Raw genomic sequence first — 16,141 nt, 5'->3', positions numbered from 1 at the left:
CAGCTAAGAAGCAGGGATTGCTTTTTTATCGGTACTGCAAGGTATTATTAAAGTTCTTTATCATTAATGCTGTTTAACCAGCTTTCAATCTCCCCAATGACCGAGCTAATGCAGCCATCTTCAAAAGGTGAAGTCAGGCCCGCAAGTTCAACTAGCTTGATAAAGGATTTGCTTCCTCCGGCTTGACATAACTCCAAATAATCACTCCAAGCGGATTTGAAATCTTCATTTGAGCGTTTCCAGAACTGGAAGGCACATAGCTGTGCTAGTGTATAGTCAATGTAATAGAACGGGGAAGCGAAGATATGGCCTTGCTTATGCCAAAATCCACCCTGTTCCAGATAAGCATTACCTTCATAATTGCGGTGCGGCAAATATTTTTTCTCGATTTCTCGCCATGCTTGCTTACGTTCAGCAGGTGTTGCTTCAGGATTGCTGTAAACAAAATGCTGGAATTCATCTACAGTAACTCCGTAAGGAATAAACTGAAGGCTATCTGCCAAATGATTGAAACGGTATTTGTCTGCATCCTCTTCAAAGAACAATTCCATCCATGGCCAAGCAAAAAACTCCATGCTCATGGAATGGATCTCACAGGCTTCATAAGTAGGAAAAGCATATTCGGGTACATTAATATTTCGGCTTTCATACACCTGGAAGGCATGCCCCACTTCATGGGTCAAGACATCAATATCCCCTGAGGTTCCATTGAAATTCGAGAAAATAAAAGGTGCCTGGTATTGGCTGAAATAAGTACAATAGCCGCCGCCTTGCTTTCCTTTTTTACTAACTAAATCCACTAGATTGTTATCCAACATAAAAGTAAAGAATTCATCAGTTTCCGGAGAGAGCTCTTTGTACATCTTTGATCCGTTAGCTACAATCCAGTCAGGATCTCCTTTAGGAGTGGCGTTGCCAGTCTTGAAGCTGAAGTTCTCGTCATAAAATTTCAAGGCATCCAGGCCTAGACGTTCAGTCTGCCGTTTCTTAAGCTGTTGGGAGACGGGTACGATATGCTCCAGAACTTGTTTGCGGAAGTTGGCTACCATGTCGGCGTTATAATCGGTCCGCATCATCCGGTCATAACCTAGCTCCACAAAGTTGCTGTAACCAAGCTTTTTAGCAATGCGGTCACGGACTTTAACTAGCTCGTCATAGATTCGATCAAATTCACTTTCATGTTCAGACATAAAATCATATCTGGCTTGTGAAGCACGTTTACGCATATCACGGTCCGTGGACAATTCAAAAGGAGTAAGCTGAGTCAGTGTGCGTTCTTCGCCTTCGAATGGAATCTTAGCGGACGCGATAAGCTGAGCGTATTCTGTAGAGAGTTTGTTCTCCAATTGTAAATCTTCGATGATTTCTGGACTAAAAGTACGCAGAGCTACTTCTGCAAGCTGAAGCAGCTGTGTGCCCCATTCTTGTTCGAATTCGGCTCTGTATTTGGAATTGACGAGTGCTTTGTAATAGTCCGTTATGTATTCTTGAACGATAGGCCCAATTTCGTCCATGAATTCCTGTTCAGCCTTGTAGAATTCATCTGTTGTATTGATCGAATGGCGAACGCTAACCAATGTCTGCAGCGTGTCAAACTCATTGCGAAGCTTGTTAATAGCGGTAACGGAAGCCTTTTGCACTTCTAATGGCTCGGTGTCATTGAGATCTTTAAGCAGGTTGTTAAAATCCTGTTTGAACTTCTCTACATCCGGGCGCTCATAGCGATAATCATTAAATTTCATTAACTATTCAACTTCCTTTCTATACCAGATAGTCTCTATTATATATTCTGAACAGCAATTTACGATAGACCTGTGTTAGCTGTTTTTGAATAAAAAAAGAACAAATGGACAAAAGTGTAAAAACTTGTTAGATGAAATACGGTTTGATATTATCTAAGAATATAGTAGAAATGCAATTTATGAGCGCATCCGTACAATGTAATGAAGCGAAAATAGGAGGCTCGATATAGATGAAACCCCGGATTACAGTAATAACACTAGGTGTGGACGATCTGGAGAGGGCTTTGATTTTTTACAGGGATGGATTAGGATTCCCGACCAAAGGGATCATTGGGAACGAATTTGAACATGGAGCAGTTGCCTTTTTTGATTTGCAGGCAGGCTTGAAGCTGGCGCTTTGGAATCGGAAAGATCTGGCCTATGAGGCAAAGGTTCCATTATCCCAAGCCAGTTCAACAGAATTAACGATTGGCCACAATGTAAGAAGTAAAGAAGAAGCAGATCAGGTTATGACGCTAGCTCAAAAGGCTGGTGCTACGATTGTAGACCCAGCTCATGATACCTATTGGGGAGGTTACTCCGGTCACTTTATGGACCCCGACGGGCATTTGTGGGAAGTTGCATGGAATCCGGAATGGGAGCTTGAGAATTAAAGGAGTCTATCCGAAGCTTATCTATTACTAAGCCTTTATTTAACCCGCATTCGCTGAATACGGGTTATCTCTGTTTATATATGAATATTTGTATTTTTCCACTTTACACCATACATCCTTCCTCCCTCTTTTTTTACAGCACCAGCACAAATGTCGACAAACTTAATATATCATGATATATTATTATGTATAAGATGAAAAAATTAGAGTCAGGAGATAACGAAAGTCATGAGTGAGACAACATCATCCAAACCGATGTATGAAAAAATATTTGATGAAGTGAAGCAACTTATCCTTAATAAATCTTATGGACAAGGCGAACGGGTTCCCTCTGAGAAAGAACTGGCTGAAGCCTATAATGTTAGTCGGATTACGAGTAAAAAAGCTCTGGAAATGCTCGCCGCGGAACAATTAATTGTGAGAAAACCTGGAAGAGGTTCATTTGTGGCTGATCCAGCAGTCGATTACATGGAATCAGCGATATCTCCGGGGACGGTCTCCGACGGAACTGTTTTCAATTCCTTTAACCATGAGGAAAAGACGATCGGTCTGGTTATTACCGACTTTGGCAACAGCTATGGCACAGGCTTGATTTATGGCATGGAGCAGGCTTCACGTGATAATGATTGTTTTCTGGTTTTAAGAAGAACCTTTGGGGTCCCGGAGAACGAAGAGGAGTCTATTCAGAAGTTGCTCAGCTTAGGTGTAGATGGTCTGATCATTTTTCCGGCTCAAGGCGAATTTTTTAATGCTGAGATTCTAAAATTGGTGATAGGGCGCTTCCCGCTAGTTCTGGTAGATCGCCATTTAAAAGGAGTGGCAGCAGCATCGATCAGTACTGATAATATGCAGGCTGCACTCAAAGGTACGGAGTATTTATTTGATCTCGGGCATACTCACATCTCCTTTCTCTCTCCACCTCCAGCGGATACCACAGCTCTTGAAGAGCGGGTAGAAGGATTTATTCAAGCGCATGCGGAGCGGGGGATAGCTGTAGACAAGGGATTGTGGGTCAGCGATTTGACCTCAACACTACCGGATTCCTTCAACGATGAGAATATTGAACATGACATTTCACGGCTTATTTCTCATTTGCAAAAGAATCCAACAATAACAGCGCTTTTTGCTGTGGAATATAATATTGCGCTGCTGGCTAGAACTGCGGTCCAACGACTTGGGCTACGGATTCCAGAAGATATTTCGATCATTTGCTTTGATAGTCCGCCAACTCCACTCGGTTCGGGTTATGCATTTACCCATTTACGGCAAAATGAAGAAGAGATGGGGCGACTCGCAGTAGAAAATGTATTGCGAATTATGAACGGGCAAAGTGTGTCCAATAAGATAATGCTGGAAGCTGAGTTGATTTCTGGTGAATCAACAAGCTCTGCTAAACAATCCATCTCTAAATAGAAATTTGGGTTATTATCCAAATTAAACATATATTAGTTGTTATGAAAACCTATCTTTATGGATGGGTTTTTTTATTTATTTTAGAAATATATTTATCTTTATAGATGTATTGATATATTATTATAATAAATAAACATATTGACATACCAATTACATGACAATATACTAATCAATGAAAGCGCTTCAAAGCTCAAAAAGAAAAAGGGGGTATTATAACTGAAAGCAACTAGAGAAATACCCGAGTCGATGCAAAAACTGGCATCTAGCGTAAAAGCACAGCTGAGTGATCGTCCGAAATTAGCCGACATGTTCGAGAAATGTATGGCTAACACCTGGAACACAACCTTAAAACGAATGCCAAACGGAAGCACTTTTGTTATTACCGGGGATATTCCAGCGATGTGGCTACGGGATTCCGCCGCACAGGTCAGACCTTTCCTAATCCTTGCCTCCGAAGATGAAGAAATTGCAGACATGATTGAGGGACTTGTACGTAGACAATTTACTTACATCCAGCTTGATCCTTATGCTAACGCATTCAATGAAGAAGAAAGTGGGCATGGTCACCAAGAGGATCTGACAGAGATGAGCCCGGGAGTCTGGGAAAGAAAATATGAAATTGATTCGTTATGTTATCCAATCCAACTGAGTTATCTGCTCTGGAAGAATGCGGGTCGCACAAGTCAGTTTAATGAGTCATTTGTAACGGGCATAGAAAGAATCATAACATTATGGACTACCGAACAGAACCATGAGCGCGATTCAAAATATCTTTTTCAACGGATGAACTGTCCGCCCACGGATACGTTAGCTCGAGAAGGCAAAGGGACGTTGACGGCTTATACCGGAATGACTTGGTCTGGATTTCGTCCTAGTGACGATGCCTGTGAATATGGGTATTTGGTTCCAGCCAATATGTTCGCTGTGGTTGTTTTACGATATGTGTGTGAAATTGCCCGTGAGATTTTAGGTGATCAGGAGCTGGAAAAGAAAGCTAGGAAACTATCTGACCAGCTTAATAAGGGAATAAGTGAGTATGGAATTGTAGAACATCCAGAGTTTGGAACGGTCTATGCCTATGAAGTAGATGGTCTGGGACAGGTGAATATTATGGATGATGCAAATGTACCGAGTCTTCTCTCTATTCCCTATTTGGGTTATGTGAGTGCTGATGATCCTATCTATAAGAATACCCGTGAACTTATTTTAAGTAGCACTAATCCCTATTTTTTCGCTGGAAAAGCGGCTGCTGGCATTGGAAGTCCGCATACGTCAAATCGGTACATCTGGCCCATAGCTTTAGCGATGCAGGGAATGACATCTACCCGCTTTGAGGAACAGGAAGCCTTACTTCAGCTGCTGGAGAAGACGGATGCTGGAACTGGATTTATGCATGAAGGGTTTCATGTGGATAATCCTGATGAATTTACACGTCCATGGTTCTCTTGGGCAAACATGATGTTCTGTGAGCTTGTACTCATGCGCTGTGGTAGGCAAATTAAGCGCGGTTGAGACCAACAAGGTTTTTATAATCGACTCTAAAGGGGATAGAGAACATGAAAAAATGGCTGGTTACCTCAATTGTTTTGGTAATGACTACTGCTCTTGCTGCGGGCTGCGGTGGTAATAACGGATCTGCGGACAAAGAGACCGGAAACACAAGCAAAGCTGGGAGCAGTACCGGGAAAAAGACAGAGCTTACCTTCTGGGGAGATTGGGGCGGTGAGGGGCAGAAGCAATTCGAGACCATGGTGGATGCTTTTAATAAATCGCAGGAAAAAATTCACGTAAAATATGTGCTGCAACAGGATATGATTACGAAATTCCTAACTTCTGCGACCAATGGCGGCACTCCTGATGTACTGTTTTGGGACCGTTGGAGAACTTCGCTGTATGCCCCGAAAAATGTACTACATCCGGTGGATGAATACTTAACGCGTGACGGCATTTCCGAAGATGATTTCTACAGTGAATCCCTACGGGAGCTTTCATACGATGACAAATTATATGGGCTGCCGCTTACAGTAGATGCACGTGCTCTTTTCTATAATAAGAAGCTGCTCGCAGAGGCAGGACTTCAGCCTCCAACAACTTGGGATGAGCTAGAGGCAGCGGCTACGAAGCTAACGAAATGGAATGGCAATAAACTGGAGACTGCAGGTTTTTCCATGGGAGATTTGGGACTTTTTAATATGTATCTCCAACAGGCTGGCGGCACCATGCTTACAGAGGATGGAAAGACCAATTTTAATAATGAGCAGGGCAAGCAAGTGCTTGAGTTCTGGGATCGCCTAATGAATAAGGACAAAGTGTATAAAGTAGGTTTCGAACTTGGACTTGGTGAAGGGCAAGATGCTTTTGTCACAGGTAAAGTGGCTATGCTGTATTCCGGTCCATGGATGCTCAGCACCTATAACAAATATGGTAAAGATCTGGATTATGGAATCGTTCCTCCTCCGGCCGGACCAAATGGTGATAAAGGCAGTGTCATGGGGGGATTTGGTCTAGTGATTCCAGAAGGCTCCAAACATAAAGAAGAGGCATGGGAGTTCATCAAATGGTGGACAGCGAACAAGGATAACGCGTTGCTCTGGGCAAAGACGAGTCTAAACCTGCCGGGTTATAAGCCATCGATGGAAGATCCATTTTTCAAGGATGATCCAAAGTGGCAGCCGTTTCTGGAAACGTTGGAGTTCGCCAAGGTTCGTCCGAACCACCCTGGATATTCCGTAATGGAGACTGATGCTTTGGCCCCTAATTTGCAGCTTAACCAGCAAAACAAGATGAGCATTGATGAGACCTTAAAGAAATCGCAAGAAGAGGGCGACAAAATGCTGAAGGATAATGAAGTAGTGAAGTAATAAGTAAGACATTTGAAGTGAAGGGAGGTTTCGCCTCCCTTTTGCTTAGGAGGGGGTAGCTGAAATGGCTTCCATCAGAAAGCTAGAGAAACATCAGGCGCGGACGGCTTATCTGTTTATTACACCCACGGTATTGCTGTTTACAGTTTTCACGGTCATCCCCGTGGTAATGGCGCTATATTTAAGCTTTACCAACTACGATGTACTTAGTAGAAACGATTGGATCGGTTTTGATAACTATCGCCGTTTGATAGAGGACAGTTTGTTATGGAAAACATTCCGAAATGTATTTCTGTATTCCATCATTTTCGTTCCGTTTAATATTCTGATTTCGCTTCTCCTCGGGATTCTACTTAGTCGATCCTGGCGTGGGGTAAAGTTGTTCCGCACACTGAATTATCTGCCTACCCTTACATCCGCTGTTGCTGCAGCTACGGTATGGATCTGGCTTTTGCATCCTGAATTTGGTTTGGTTAACGGATTGTTGTCTTATGTTGGGATTACAGGTCCGGCTTGGTTATCCGAGACACGAACGGCGATGTTGTCCATTATTATGCTTACCCTCTGGCAGTCGGTAGGTTCTAATATGATTATCTACTTGGCAGGTCTGCAAGGCGTGCCTGACTATTTGTACGAATCTGCACGGCTGGACGGTGCTAATAAGCTGGCTTGTTTCCGGTTTATTACTTGGCCGCAGCTGCGACCAACGACCTTTCTTGTCAGTACGATGTCAATTATTGGTGCGTTGCAGTTGTTCGACCAAGCTTTTGTGCTGACGCAGGGTGGTCCGGCGAATATGACAAAGACCCCGGTTTATCTGATCTATCAGCAGGGCTTTAATCAATTGCAAATGGGGTATGCGTCTGCACAAGCATTTGTGCTTGCTGTGGCGATTCTCATATTCTCACTTATAAACATGCGGATCACAAAGGCGGAGGAGTCCATTGTATAAGCCGGGCTTGCCATGCAGAAGGGGGATAGAGGTATGGATACTAGCGGAAGTTCGTTATTAAAAAGAAGCTTAAGTAAATCTATCTATTATATAGTGTGCATTGTTATTGCCATCGTAATGTTTCTACCTTTTTATTGGAGTGTTCTTACATCCTTGAAGCCTGACGAAGAGATATTCGCCATGCCCATCCGGTGGTTTCCTTCACATTTGACCTTAGAACACTATCGTAAGGCATTTACTACGGTTCCGTTTGCGCTCTATTTCTGGAATTCGCTTGTACTTGCAGTAGCGGGTGTACTGGCGAATCTGTTCTTTGGTTCCATCAGTGGATACGCGTTTGCAAAGTTGAATTTTAAGCTCAATAAGCCAATATTCCGCGTGCTGCTTGCGGCGATGATGATACCAGGCATTGTGACGATGATCCCCACGGTTTATGTTATGCGCCATATTCCTCTTTTTGGAGGCAATGATATTTTTGGTAGCGGGGGTAACGGGCTGATGAACTCATTCTGGGGGATTATTCTTCCGGGCGCTTCAGGAACCTTTGCTGTGTTCTTTATGCGGCAATTCTTTCTCACCTTGCCTAGTGACATGATGGAAATGGCCCGGATCGAAGGCTGTGGAGAGTTTAAAATATTTTGGCGGATTTATTTGCCGTTGACTAAACCAGCGTTGGCTACTTTAAGTATCTTTACCTTCCAAGCGGGCTGGAACAGTTTCTTATGGCCAATGATTGTGCTGAATGATCCCAACAAAGCAACGATTCAAATGGGACTTCAAGCTTTTTCTTATAATTTTCAAACAGACTACGGTCCAATGATGGCTGGTGCGCTAGTAGCGATCTTGCCGATATTGGTGTTGTTTTTAGCGCTTCAGCGTTATTTTGTACAGGGAATAGCCTTTAGTGGTATTAAGGGTTAATGCAACAAAAATCGAACCAGGGAGAGAGTCTATATGAACCAATTGGAGATAGGGATTTGGGAGGCACGGGCGAATCAAGCACAAGCTGCGCTGGATTCATTCTTCTGGAATGAAGCGATCAAAATGTACAATATAGAAACACCTTGTCCAAATGGAGAATGCAACACGATTTTTCATTATTGGTGGATGGCTCATGCTGTGGATGTATTGGTAGATGGACTACAGCGGACTAGAGAGAACTGGTATGCCGAAAGGCTTTCCGCACTTCATGAAGGTCTGCTTCAGCGAAATGGTGGAGTATGGCCAAACGAGTTGTATGATGATATGGAATGGATGGCTCTCGCGTGGCTTCGTGCATATCAAGCAACAGGAGTGGAAGGTTATAAAGATACAGCCCTTCTTTTATGGAATGACATTCAGACAGGCTGGAACGAGCATATGGGCGGTGGGATTGCTTGGCAGAAGTCACAGTTGGATTATAAAAATACACCAGCCAACGCACCGGCAGCTATACTTGCGGCACGCTTGTATCAAGCTTTTGGTGAAGCTAGCAATCTTGAATGGGCGTTAAAAATATACAGATGGCAAAAAGAGCATCTGGTAGATCCGGCAACGGGTTTTGTATGGGATGGCATGAATCGCACTGGCAATGGCCAGATCGATAAGGATTGGAAATACTCCTACAATCAAGGCGTCTTCATTGGCGCAGCAGTTGAACTGTACCGTATTACTAAAGAGCAAGAATATTTAGAGGATGCTCACCTAACCTTTGCCGCCGCAGCCCATGAACTTGCTGACTCTCAGGGAGGTGTGCTGCCAGATGAAGGGAATGGTGATGCGGGACTGTTTAAAGGGATCCTGATTCGCTATACAGCTGAATGGGTTAAAGCTGATTCTGCAGCAGTTGATGCTGTTGATTTCCTGCGTGCGAATGCAGAATGTCTCTGGGAACAAGGAAAGTCAGAGGACACAGTGTTGTTTGGCACAGATTGGACTTCGTCCTCTGCTGTTGTAATTCAGCTCAGCTCCCAGCTTAGTGCGATCAAGCTGCTGGAGAAGATGGCTGAATTAACTAAGGAACAGGTTTGAGGTGAGTTCTTAATGACACAAGCAAAGGAAGCCATAGAAGCGGTCAGTTGGCAGGAAAAGTCCGAGTGGTTCCAACAATGTCTACTACGTAATTATTATAATGCTGAGACTGGGATCATGAACCAATGGTATCCCAGAGAGTACAACGTTGCGGGGGAAAACTTTTATTATTGGTGGCAGGCTCATGTCATTGATATTTTAGTAGATGGTTATGAGCGTAGTGGAGATCCTATGTATTCCTTGAGAATTAAGGAGCTAAGTCAAAGTCTGCAAGCTTATAACGGGGGGACTTTCAGGCATAATTACTATGATGATATGGAATGGACAGCATTGGCGTTGCTGCGTGCTTATCGGGTTACAGGACATGAAGCCTATTTAAGTGCTGTGCTTGATCTATGGGAGGATATTAAGACGGCTTGGAATGAACAGTTGGGTGGAGGTCTGGCGTGGAAGAAGGATCAGCTCGATTATAAAAACACTCCTGCCAATGCACCTGCCGTTATCCTTGCAGCCCGGTTATATGAACTTTTTCATAAGCAAGAGGATCTGGAGTGGGCACTCCGTATCTATGAATGGAACAAGACATATTTAGTGGATTCTGCGACTGGTTTTGTGTGGGATGGGATGAATAGACGCGGGGATGGCCAGATCGATTACGATTGGGAGTTTACGTACTGTCAGGGAGTGTTTCTAGGCGCTGGCCTAGAGCTTTACAAGAATACGGGTAATGTTCATTACTTAGAAGATGCGAATCGAACGGCTAATACTTGTATTGATCGGTTATGTGATCCGGTTAATCTGATACTGCCTGATGAAGGCATTGATGATACGGGTTTGTTCAAGGGTATTCTGATTCGTTATTTGGTTCAGCTCTGTAAAGAATCTCCTGAAAATATCCGTATTCGCGAGGTCGTATTGGCCAATGCAATGCAGTTATGGGAAAAAGGTCTGGATAAACAACTGGGTCTGTGCAGTTCATCGTGGGAAGTGAAACCGGAGCTTCCGGTTCAGCTGAGCATTCAACTCAGCGGCTTGATGCTGCTGGAGGGTGCGGCGGCACTGGCGAACGAGTAGCATATAAAATATAAAGACACCTCAAGAGAGGTGTCTTTTTGTTGTTTGAATAACTATCTACAATTAGAAGATTCGATGCTTCCAGCCATTTAATTTAGCGATAGCCTCAATATAATAGTAGTCTCCATAGATCAGGGATACATCAATGAAGGAATCGCCACTGCCAGTTCCGTGCAATAAAATCGCTTCATGCTCCGGCTGCTCCCAGGTTGCGTAATTTTCAGTCAGTGAGCGCAGAATTCGCTCCGCTGCATTTGCATATAGACTTTTTTCGCCTAATGGTACGATATCTGCAAGCTCTAATAATCCTGAAGCGGCTATAGAGGCTGCGGAGCTATCTCGGAACATCCGTGTGTCATCCTCTAGGCGGAAATCCCAAAAAGGGACTTGATCCTCGGGTAAAGCAGAGATGAAATAATGTGCGATCCGTTTAGCAGTGTTCAGGAAACGTTCATCTCCAGTGTGGCGATAAGTATTGATGAAGCCGTACAGTCCCCAAGCCGTTCCACGGCTCCAAGAGGATTCAGCCGAGTAGCCTTGACCGCCAAAATTCTCAATATAAGCACCTGTCTCTGCATCAAAAGAAATAATATGTTTGGTGGATCCATCCTCACGTATGCCATATTGCATCGTCGTCTCGGCGTGGTTAATTGCAATATGCTTATAGCGGGGATCACCTGTCACTTTGCTGGCCCAGAACAGCAGGGAGATATTTAACATACAGTCGATAATTACCCAGCCGTATTTATCTTCATTCCATGCGCGGATGAATTTGCCTACAGGATTATAGCGGGCAGCGAGGAAATTCGCCGCTTCAATTCCTCTGCGCAGGGCATCTTCGTCACCTGTAATTGTATGTTTGATTACAGCTGTCGGTAGGAATTGGAATCCCACATCGTGATGCATCTCAACCGTTGGTTTAATAAACCATTCCTCCAAGGTACCGTCCCAATGCCAAGCGGCCTCCTTGTAAAGGTCTTTTCCGGTCATATCATGCATGATCCAGAGGAGTCCAGGCCAGAACCCTGTAGTCCACCAGTCTGAACCGATATCATCAAATTTGCCATCTTTTCCGGCGAAATGCGGGCACTTATCACCGATCTGCTCTATCATACGTTCTACTTTTGTATCGAGTCTACCCATGATCTCTTGCCAATAAGGGTTTGTCATTGTTACTGCCTCCAGTGTATTTAGGATGTTATGAGTATAGCTTTCTAAAGTTCAGGAAAGTTGTGTTTTGATATAAGGAAATGTTTGATTATTGTCATGTTGTAACAGGCTTTTAATCTATAACTGACAAAATACAAACATTTCTGCATAACACAATAAAACTTTATCGGTGTTAGAAGCGATACAATCTAAATGAACAGGAGGATGGTAAAGTGGATGATTTACAAGTATATAAAGCACCTAAAGATTTCCCGGGACGTGAGGATTATAAGGTCAGAGTACGGCAGCCTGAAGGAGAATGGCATAGCTTGTTTATTTACGAGGTTAAGGTAGATATGCATGAGGTACGTCCTGCATCCATGGCTTATTTTGATCTGGAAGGTACAGTAGAAGTTGAAGTCACCTGTCTTTATACGGAGATTGATTGTGTGAACATTGCTCCGGCTTCGCGAGAGGTCACTTACGAACATCATGGAAATACTATTTTGTTTAAGCTAACGGGTCCGCAAAAGTTATCGATTGAGATCAACGGTGATATTTTTCGGAATCTGCATTTATTTGCTAACCCTAAGGAGAAGGATGCCCCTCAACCAGAGGATGCTAATGTCCTAGTAGTCCAACCGGGTATACACCGGAAACCTGATCTTTTACGTCTGCTGGAAAATGCCGCTGCTGATCCTCGTGAAAAGAGGAAGGTGCTTTATTTCGCCCCGGGCACACATTATATAGAAGAAACAGTATTGCCGGTCCCTTCGGAAACCACGGTGTATCTTGCCGGAGGTTCTGTGCTTGTAGGTTCCTTGGTATGCGAGGGAGTTCATGATGTATCCATTCGTGGTCGCGGTATAATTTATCTTGCGGATTTTCATCGATTCTCGGCCTTTCGAGGGATACGAATTGTTTTTTCACGATCTATAAATGTGGAAGGTATTACCGTGATTGATCCGCCACATTATAGCATTTTCATCGGGCAGTCTGAGCAGATTGTGATTGATAATTTCAAATCGTTTAGCACTCGCGGTTGGTCTGATGGCATTGATATCATGTCTAGTTCTGAGATTAGAATCCGGGATGTTTTTATGCGTAATTCTGATGATTGTATTGCTATCTATGGCTCAAGATGGGATTTTTATGGGGATACCCGCAATATTAGCGTTCGTGATTCTATTCTGTGGGCGGATGTTGCTCATCCATTGATGATTGGCACTCATGGTGACCATGAACGGAATGGTGACGTAATTGAGTCTATTGTTTTTGCGAATATTGATATCTTGAATCATCACGAACCGCAAGAGAATTATTGGGGGGCACTGGCGATTAATGCCGGGGATCGAAATAAGGTATGTAATGTTCTATATGAGAATATACGTGTGGAACGTATTGAGCAGGGGCAGCTAATTGATGTGCGAGTGGTCTATAACAAGGACTACAATCCAGAGCCGGGGACAAGCATCCGGGACATTACATTTCGAGACATCAGCTATAGCGGGACGGCCAACCCTTCACGAATTTATGGATATGACGAAGAGAGAGCTGTTGAAAATGTGACCTTTGTCAATTTAAGGTTCAATGGTGAACTGATGGACGCCCCCCGCCCAGAGCTGATAGATATTAATCATTTTGCTAAAAATATACTCTTCGTTACTGAAAAAAATACGGTTGTGTAGATTAGATCTAATTACTTTTTCTATATTTTAATGGAGTCGTCCCTAGGACTCTTTTGAACAGTTGATTGAAATAAGAGGCATTTGGAAAACCAACAGTGATTCCGATTTGCTCCACAGGCAGGTCTGTCGTTCCTAACAAGCGGCAGGCCTGTTTGATCCGGCGGGCAGTCAGATAATCAACAAGCCTTCCTCCGGTTTCCTGATGAAAGATTCTGGAGATATAGGATTTGGACAAGTGAATCTCCTCAGCCAACTGATCCAGATTAACCTCCTCATGATAATGCTCTTCGATAAAACTCATGATTTTCTCAGAATAGCGCAAGGTTCGCCGTTCTCCTGATTGGAATACATGCTGATCTTCAGTTCCTATACTGCTCAATAATTGAAGAATTAACAGTGAAATGTCTTCGGTATCCTCAGTCAGACTGACTTTTTTATTGTGATTATAATGCTCCAGAATCCACTCCACAGACTCAACGTGGTCCTTAAGATCAAAGGCACAATGTGTATTTTTTCCTTGCCAAAGCGCTGTGAATAAAGCCTTTCTTTTCGCAAAACCCTCCAGCAGGTGCTCAGCAACATGTGGATCAATGTAGAAGATGGTTCGTTCAAAAGGACACTCGGGAGAAACCTCAGAATAGATCCGGTGCAGCTGATAGGGCTGGAAAAAGAATAACATTCCCCTGCGAATATCGTACATCTGCTGATTCACAACAACGTTTCCCTGTCCGCCATACACGAACATGACTTCGCAGCATTGATGCCAGTGATAATAACCTTTGTAATAGTCGTCGGTATATATTTTATAATCCCAAATCAAGGTCTTATGTTCTTCAAAAACAACAGGTTCGAACAGCTGCTTCATAGGCCCTCCAAGATGACAAAATATAAACATTTTCTTATATCCCATTATAACTTTAATTATTATGAAAGCGATACAATAAATACGTTAAACTATGAAAAATCCGGTAGTGGAGGGTAACATTATGACGCGAAAAATTGTTAATCCGGTGTTGGCAGGTTTTCATCCAGATCCGTCTTTTATTAGAGTAGGGGATGATTATTATATCGCAACATCTACTTTTGAATGGTTTCCAGGTGTAGAAATCCATCATTCCAAGGATCTAGTCCATTGGCATTCCATTTCACGTGTTCTGACAGAAGCCTCACAAGTAGATCTGCGTGGTAACGTAAGTTCTGGTTCCATTTGGGCACCAGCGCTTTCTTATGATCAAGGCGTGTTCTATCTGCTATTTACAGATGTGAAATCTCGCAAAAGTGTATATAAAGATCTGCATAACTATTTAATTACAGCGACTGATATCATGGGTCCGTGGAGTGAGCCGGTTAGACTTAATGGGAGCGGGTTTGATCCATTTTTGTTCCATGATCTGGACGGGACCAAATGGCTGCTTAATATGCGTTGGGATTTCCGTAAAAATCACAATAACTTCTCTGGCATCATTATGCAGGAATATGACCCGGAGACTGGCAAATTAACGGGACCTATCCATGAAATTTATAAAGGGACACCTATCGGAGTGACCGAAGGTCCGCAATTGTACCAGAAGGATGGGTACTATTACTTACTGACAGCTGAAGGGGGCACCGGCATCAACCATATGGTTACCTTAGCTAGAAGCCGAAGCCTCACAGGTCCTTATGAGACTGATCCGGATTTCCCGATTATGACCACGGCGCATGATCTGACCTACCCGTTTCAGCAAGCAGGTCATGGATCGCTCGTAGAGACTCAGAATGGGGACTGGTACATGGCACATTTATGCACACGTCCGATTCCGGGAACGTCAACGATGAATCCGTTAGGCCGGGAAACTGCTATTCAACGCTGTGAATGGACAGAGGATGGCTGGTTGCGATTGGCCCACGGAGGGAAGCTGCCTGCATTGGAGACAATGGCTCCTGAGCTGCCGGTATTCACTTTTGAGGAGCTGCCAAACAGAGATGATTTTGATGGAGAGGTTCTTGGATTTCCATACCAAAGCTTGCGTGTGCCCTTTGATGAATCTTGGGTTAGCTTGAAGGAACGCCCAGGGTTTCTTCGTCTGCGCGGTAGAGAGTCGTTAGCTTCACTGCATGATCAGAGCTTAATTGCCCGGCCGATTCAACATTTTGAATGCTCAGCTACAACCTGTCTGGAATTCAAGCCGGATAGCTTCCTGCAAATGGCTGGACTAGTCCTCTATTATGATGACAGTGATTACTATTATTTGCGTGTTACCGCAGATGAGATCCGTGGAACTAGTTTGGGCGTTGTGCTGTGTAGAGGTGGCAAATACGATGAGATTTCCTCTATGCAGCTATCTGTGAAGAATTGGGATCGTTATTATCTAAAGGCGGAAATTCATGGACGTGATCTGTTGTTTTATGCCTCTCCAGATGGGGTGAATTGGACAGCTGTCTGTACTCCCTTAGATTTTGGCACGCTTTCGGATGAATATGGCGGTAAGCTCGGCTTTACCGGTTCCTATGTCGGGGTATGTGCTCAGGATTTGGATCAGCAAGCGAAGCCGGCTTATTTTGACTATTTTGAATATAAAGCTTTATAGGTGTTCAAAAAAACCATAACATTCTTCAT

At 43.7% G+C, this 16,141-nt stretch carries 13 protein-coding genes; 10 read left to right on the top strand and 3 right to left on the bottom strand.

From position 1 onward, the window contains the following. Positions 1–47: 47 nt before the first annotated feature. On the bottom strand, positions 48–1,742 hold the full coding sequence (locus NYE72_RS17650) for a M3 family oligoendopeptidase (protein WP_036688094.1): 1,695 nt from the start codon (positions 1,740–1,742) through the stop codon (positions 48–50). Between the two features lie 230 nt (positions 1,743–1,972). Between NYE72_RS17650 and NYE72_RS17645 the strand changes: the two genes are divergently transcribed. From NYE72_RS17645 to NYE72_RS17610, 8 genes are all read left to right on the top strand, one after another. After that, the gene (locus NYE72_RS17645) at positions 1,973–2,395 is read left to right on the top strand and encodes a VOC family protein (protein ID WP_339210121.1); all 423 of its coding nucleotides are present in this window, start codon (positions 1,973–1,975) and stop codon (positions 2,393–2,395) included. 228 nt (positions 2,396–2,623) lie between these two features. Next, positions 2,624–3,808 carry a GntR family transcriptional regulator gene (locus NYE72_RS17640; protein WP_339210119.1) on the top strand — a complete coding sequence of 395 codons (1,185 nt, stop codon included), beginning with the start codon at positions 2,624–2,626 and terminating at the stop codon, positions 3,806–3,808. Between the two features lie 246 nt (positions 3,809–4,054). Continuing rightward, positions 4,055–5,320, top strand: a complete 1,266-nt coding sequence (locus NYE72_RS17635; RefSeq protein ID WP_339210116.1) for a glycoside hydrolase family 125 protein — start codon at positions 4,055–4,057, stop codon at positions 5,318–5,320. 44 nt (positions 5,321–5,364) lie between these two features. Beyond that, entirely contained in the window at positions 5,365–6,669 is a 1,305-nt protein-coding gene (locus NYE72_RS17630) for an ABC transporter substrate-binding protein (protein WP_076100072.1), read from the top strand. 64 nt (positions 6,670–6,733) lie between these two features. After that, on the top strand, positions 6,734–7,621 hold the full coding sequence (locus NYE72_RS17625; protein ID WP_036688088.1) for a sugar ABC transporter permease: 888 nt from the start codon (positions 6,734–6,736) through the stop codon (positions 7,619–7,621). Positions 7,622–7,654: 33 nt separating this feature from the next. After that, positions 7,655–8,542 carry a carbohydrate ABC transporter permease gene (locus NYE72_RS17620; protein ID WP_036688085.1) on the top strand — a complete coding sequence of 296 codons (888 nt, stop codon included), beginning with the start codon at positions 7,655–7,657 and terminating at the stop codon, positions 8,540–8,542. Positions 8,543–8,575: 33 nt separating this feature from the next. Next, complete coding sequence (locus NYE72_RS17615; RefSeq protein ID WP_256717135.1) at positions 8,576–9,631, top strand: glycoside hydrolase family 76 protein; 1,056 nt, start codon at positions 8,576–8,578, stop codon at positions 9,629–9,631. 12 nt (positions 9,632–9,643) lie between these two features. Next, on the top strand, positions 9,644–10,705 hold the full coding sequence (locus NYE72_RS17610; RefSeq protein ID WP_036688082.1) for a glycoside hydrolase family 76 protein: 1,062 nt from the start codon (positions 9,644–9,646) through the stop codon (positions 10,703–10,705). A gap of 63 nt (positions 10,706–10,768) precedes the next feature. Here NYE72_RS17610 and NYE72_RS17605 read toward each other — a convergent pair whose 3' ends face one another. Next, positions 10,769–11,875: a glycoside hydrolase family 88 protein gene (locus tag NYE72_RS17605; RefSeq protein ID WP_051491557.1), complete on the bottom strand. Its 1,107-nt coding sequence runs from the start codon at positions 11,873–11,875 to the stop codon at positions 10,769–10,771. Positions 11,876–12,087: 212 nt separating this feature from the next. On the opposite strand from NYE72_RS17605, the gene NYE72_RS17600 reads away from it, so the two are divergent. Further along, complete coding sequence (locus NYE72_RS17600; protein WP_339210112.1) at positions 12,088–13,542, top strand: glycosyl hydrolase family 28 protein; 1,455 nt, start codon at positions 12,088–12,090, stop codon at positions 13,540–13,542. Between the two features lie 7 nt (positions 13,543–13,549). On the opposite strand, the gene NYE72_RS17595 is transcribed toward NYE72_RS17600, so the two are convergent. Further along, the gene (locus NYE72_RS17595) at positions 13,550–14,407 is read right to left on the bottom strand and encodes an AraC family transcriptional regulator (RefSeq protein WP_051491556.1); all 858 of its coding nucleotides are present in this window, start codon (positions 14,405–14,407) and stop codon (positions 13,550–13,552) included. A gap of 121 nt (positions 14,408–14,528) precedes the next feature. Between NYE72_RS17595 and NYE72_RS17590 the strand changes: the two genes are divergently transcribed. Beyond that, entirely contained in the window at positions 14,529–16,112 is a 1,584-nt protein-coding gene (locus tag NYE72_RS17590) for a glycoside hydrolase family 43 protein (protein ID WP_339210111.1), read from the top strand. Positions 16,113–16,141 lie beyond the last annotated feature (29 nt).

This window comes from Paenibacillus sp. FSL L8-0333 (assembly GCF_037965665.1).
Classification (GTDB): Bacteria; Bacillota; Bacilli; order Paenibacillales; family Paenibacillaceae; genus Paenibacillus_AQ; species Paenibacillus_AQ odorifer.
The sequence above is the reverse complement of the archived record's forward strand: the minus strand, read 5'-3'. Positions and strand labels throughout refer to the sequence as shown.

Coding starts and splice junctions, on each gene's coding strand:
- NYE72_RS17650 (WP_036688094.1), bottom strand. CDS start 1,742: ATGAAATTTAATGATTATCGCTATGAGCGCCCGGATGTAGAGAAGTTC.
- NYE72_RS17645 (WP_339210121.1), top strand. CDS start 1,973: ATGAAACCCCGGATTACAGTAATAACACTAGGTGTGGACGATCTGGAG.
- NYE72_RS17640 (WP_339210119.1), top strand. CDS start 2,624: ATGAGTGAGACAACATCATCCAAACCGATGTATGAAAAAATATTTGAT.
- NYE72_RS17635 (WP_339210116.1), top strand. CDS start 4,055: ATGCAAAAACTGGCATCTAGCGTAAAAGCACAGCTGAGTGATCGTCCG.
- NYE72_RS17630 (WP_076100072.1), top strand. CDS start 5,365: ATGAAAAAATGGCTGGTTACCTCAATTGTTTTGGTAATGACTACTGCT.
- NYE72_RS17625 (WP_036688088.1), top strand. CDS start 6,734: ATGGCTTCCATCAGAAAGCTAGAGAAACATCAGGCGCGGACGGCTTAT.
- NYE72_RS17620 (WP_036688085.1), top strand. CDS start 7,655: ATGGATACTAGCGGAAGTTCGTTATTAAAAAGAAGCTTAAGTAAATCT.
- NYE72_RS17615 (WP_256717135.1), top strand. CDS start 8,576: ATGAACCAATTGGAGATAGGGATTTGGGAGGCACGGGCGAATCAAGCA.
- NYE72_RS17610 (WP_036688082.1), top strand. CDS start 9,644: ATGACACAAGCAAAGGAAGCCATAGAAGCGGTCAGTTGGCAGGAAAAG.
- NYE72_RS17605 (WP_051491557.1), bottom strand. CDS start 11,875: ATGACAAACCCTTATTGGCAAGAGATCATGGGTAGACTCGATACAAAA.
- NYE72_RS17595 (WP_051491556.1), bottom strand. CDS start 14,407: ATGAAGCAGCTGTTCGAACCTGTTGTTTTTGAAGAACATAAGACCTTG.
- NYE72_RS17590 (WP_339210111.1), top strand. CDS start 14,529: ATGACGCGAAAAATTGTTAATCCGGTGTTGGCAGGTTTTCATCCAGAT.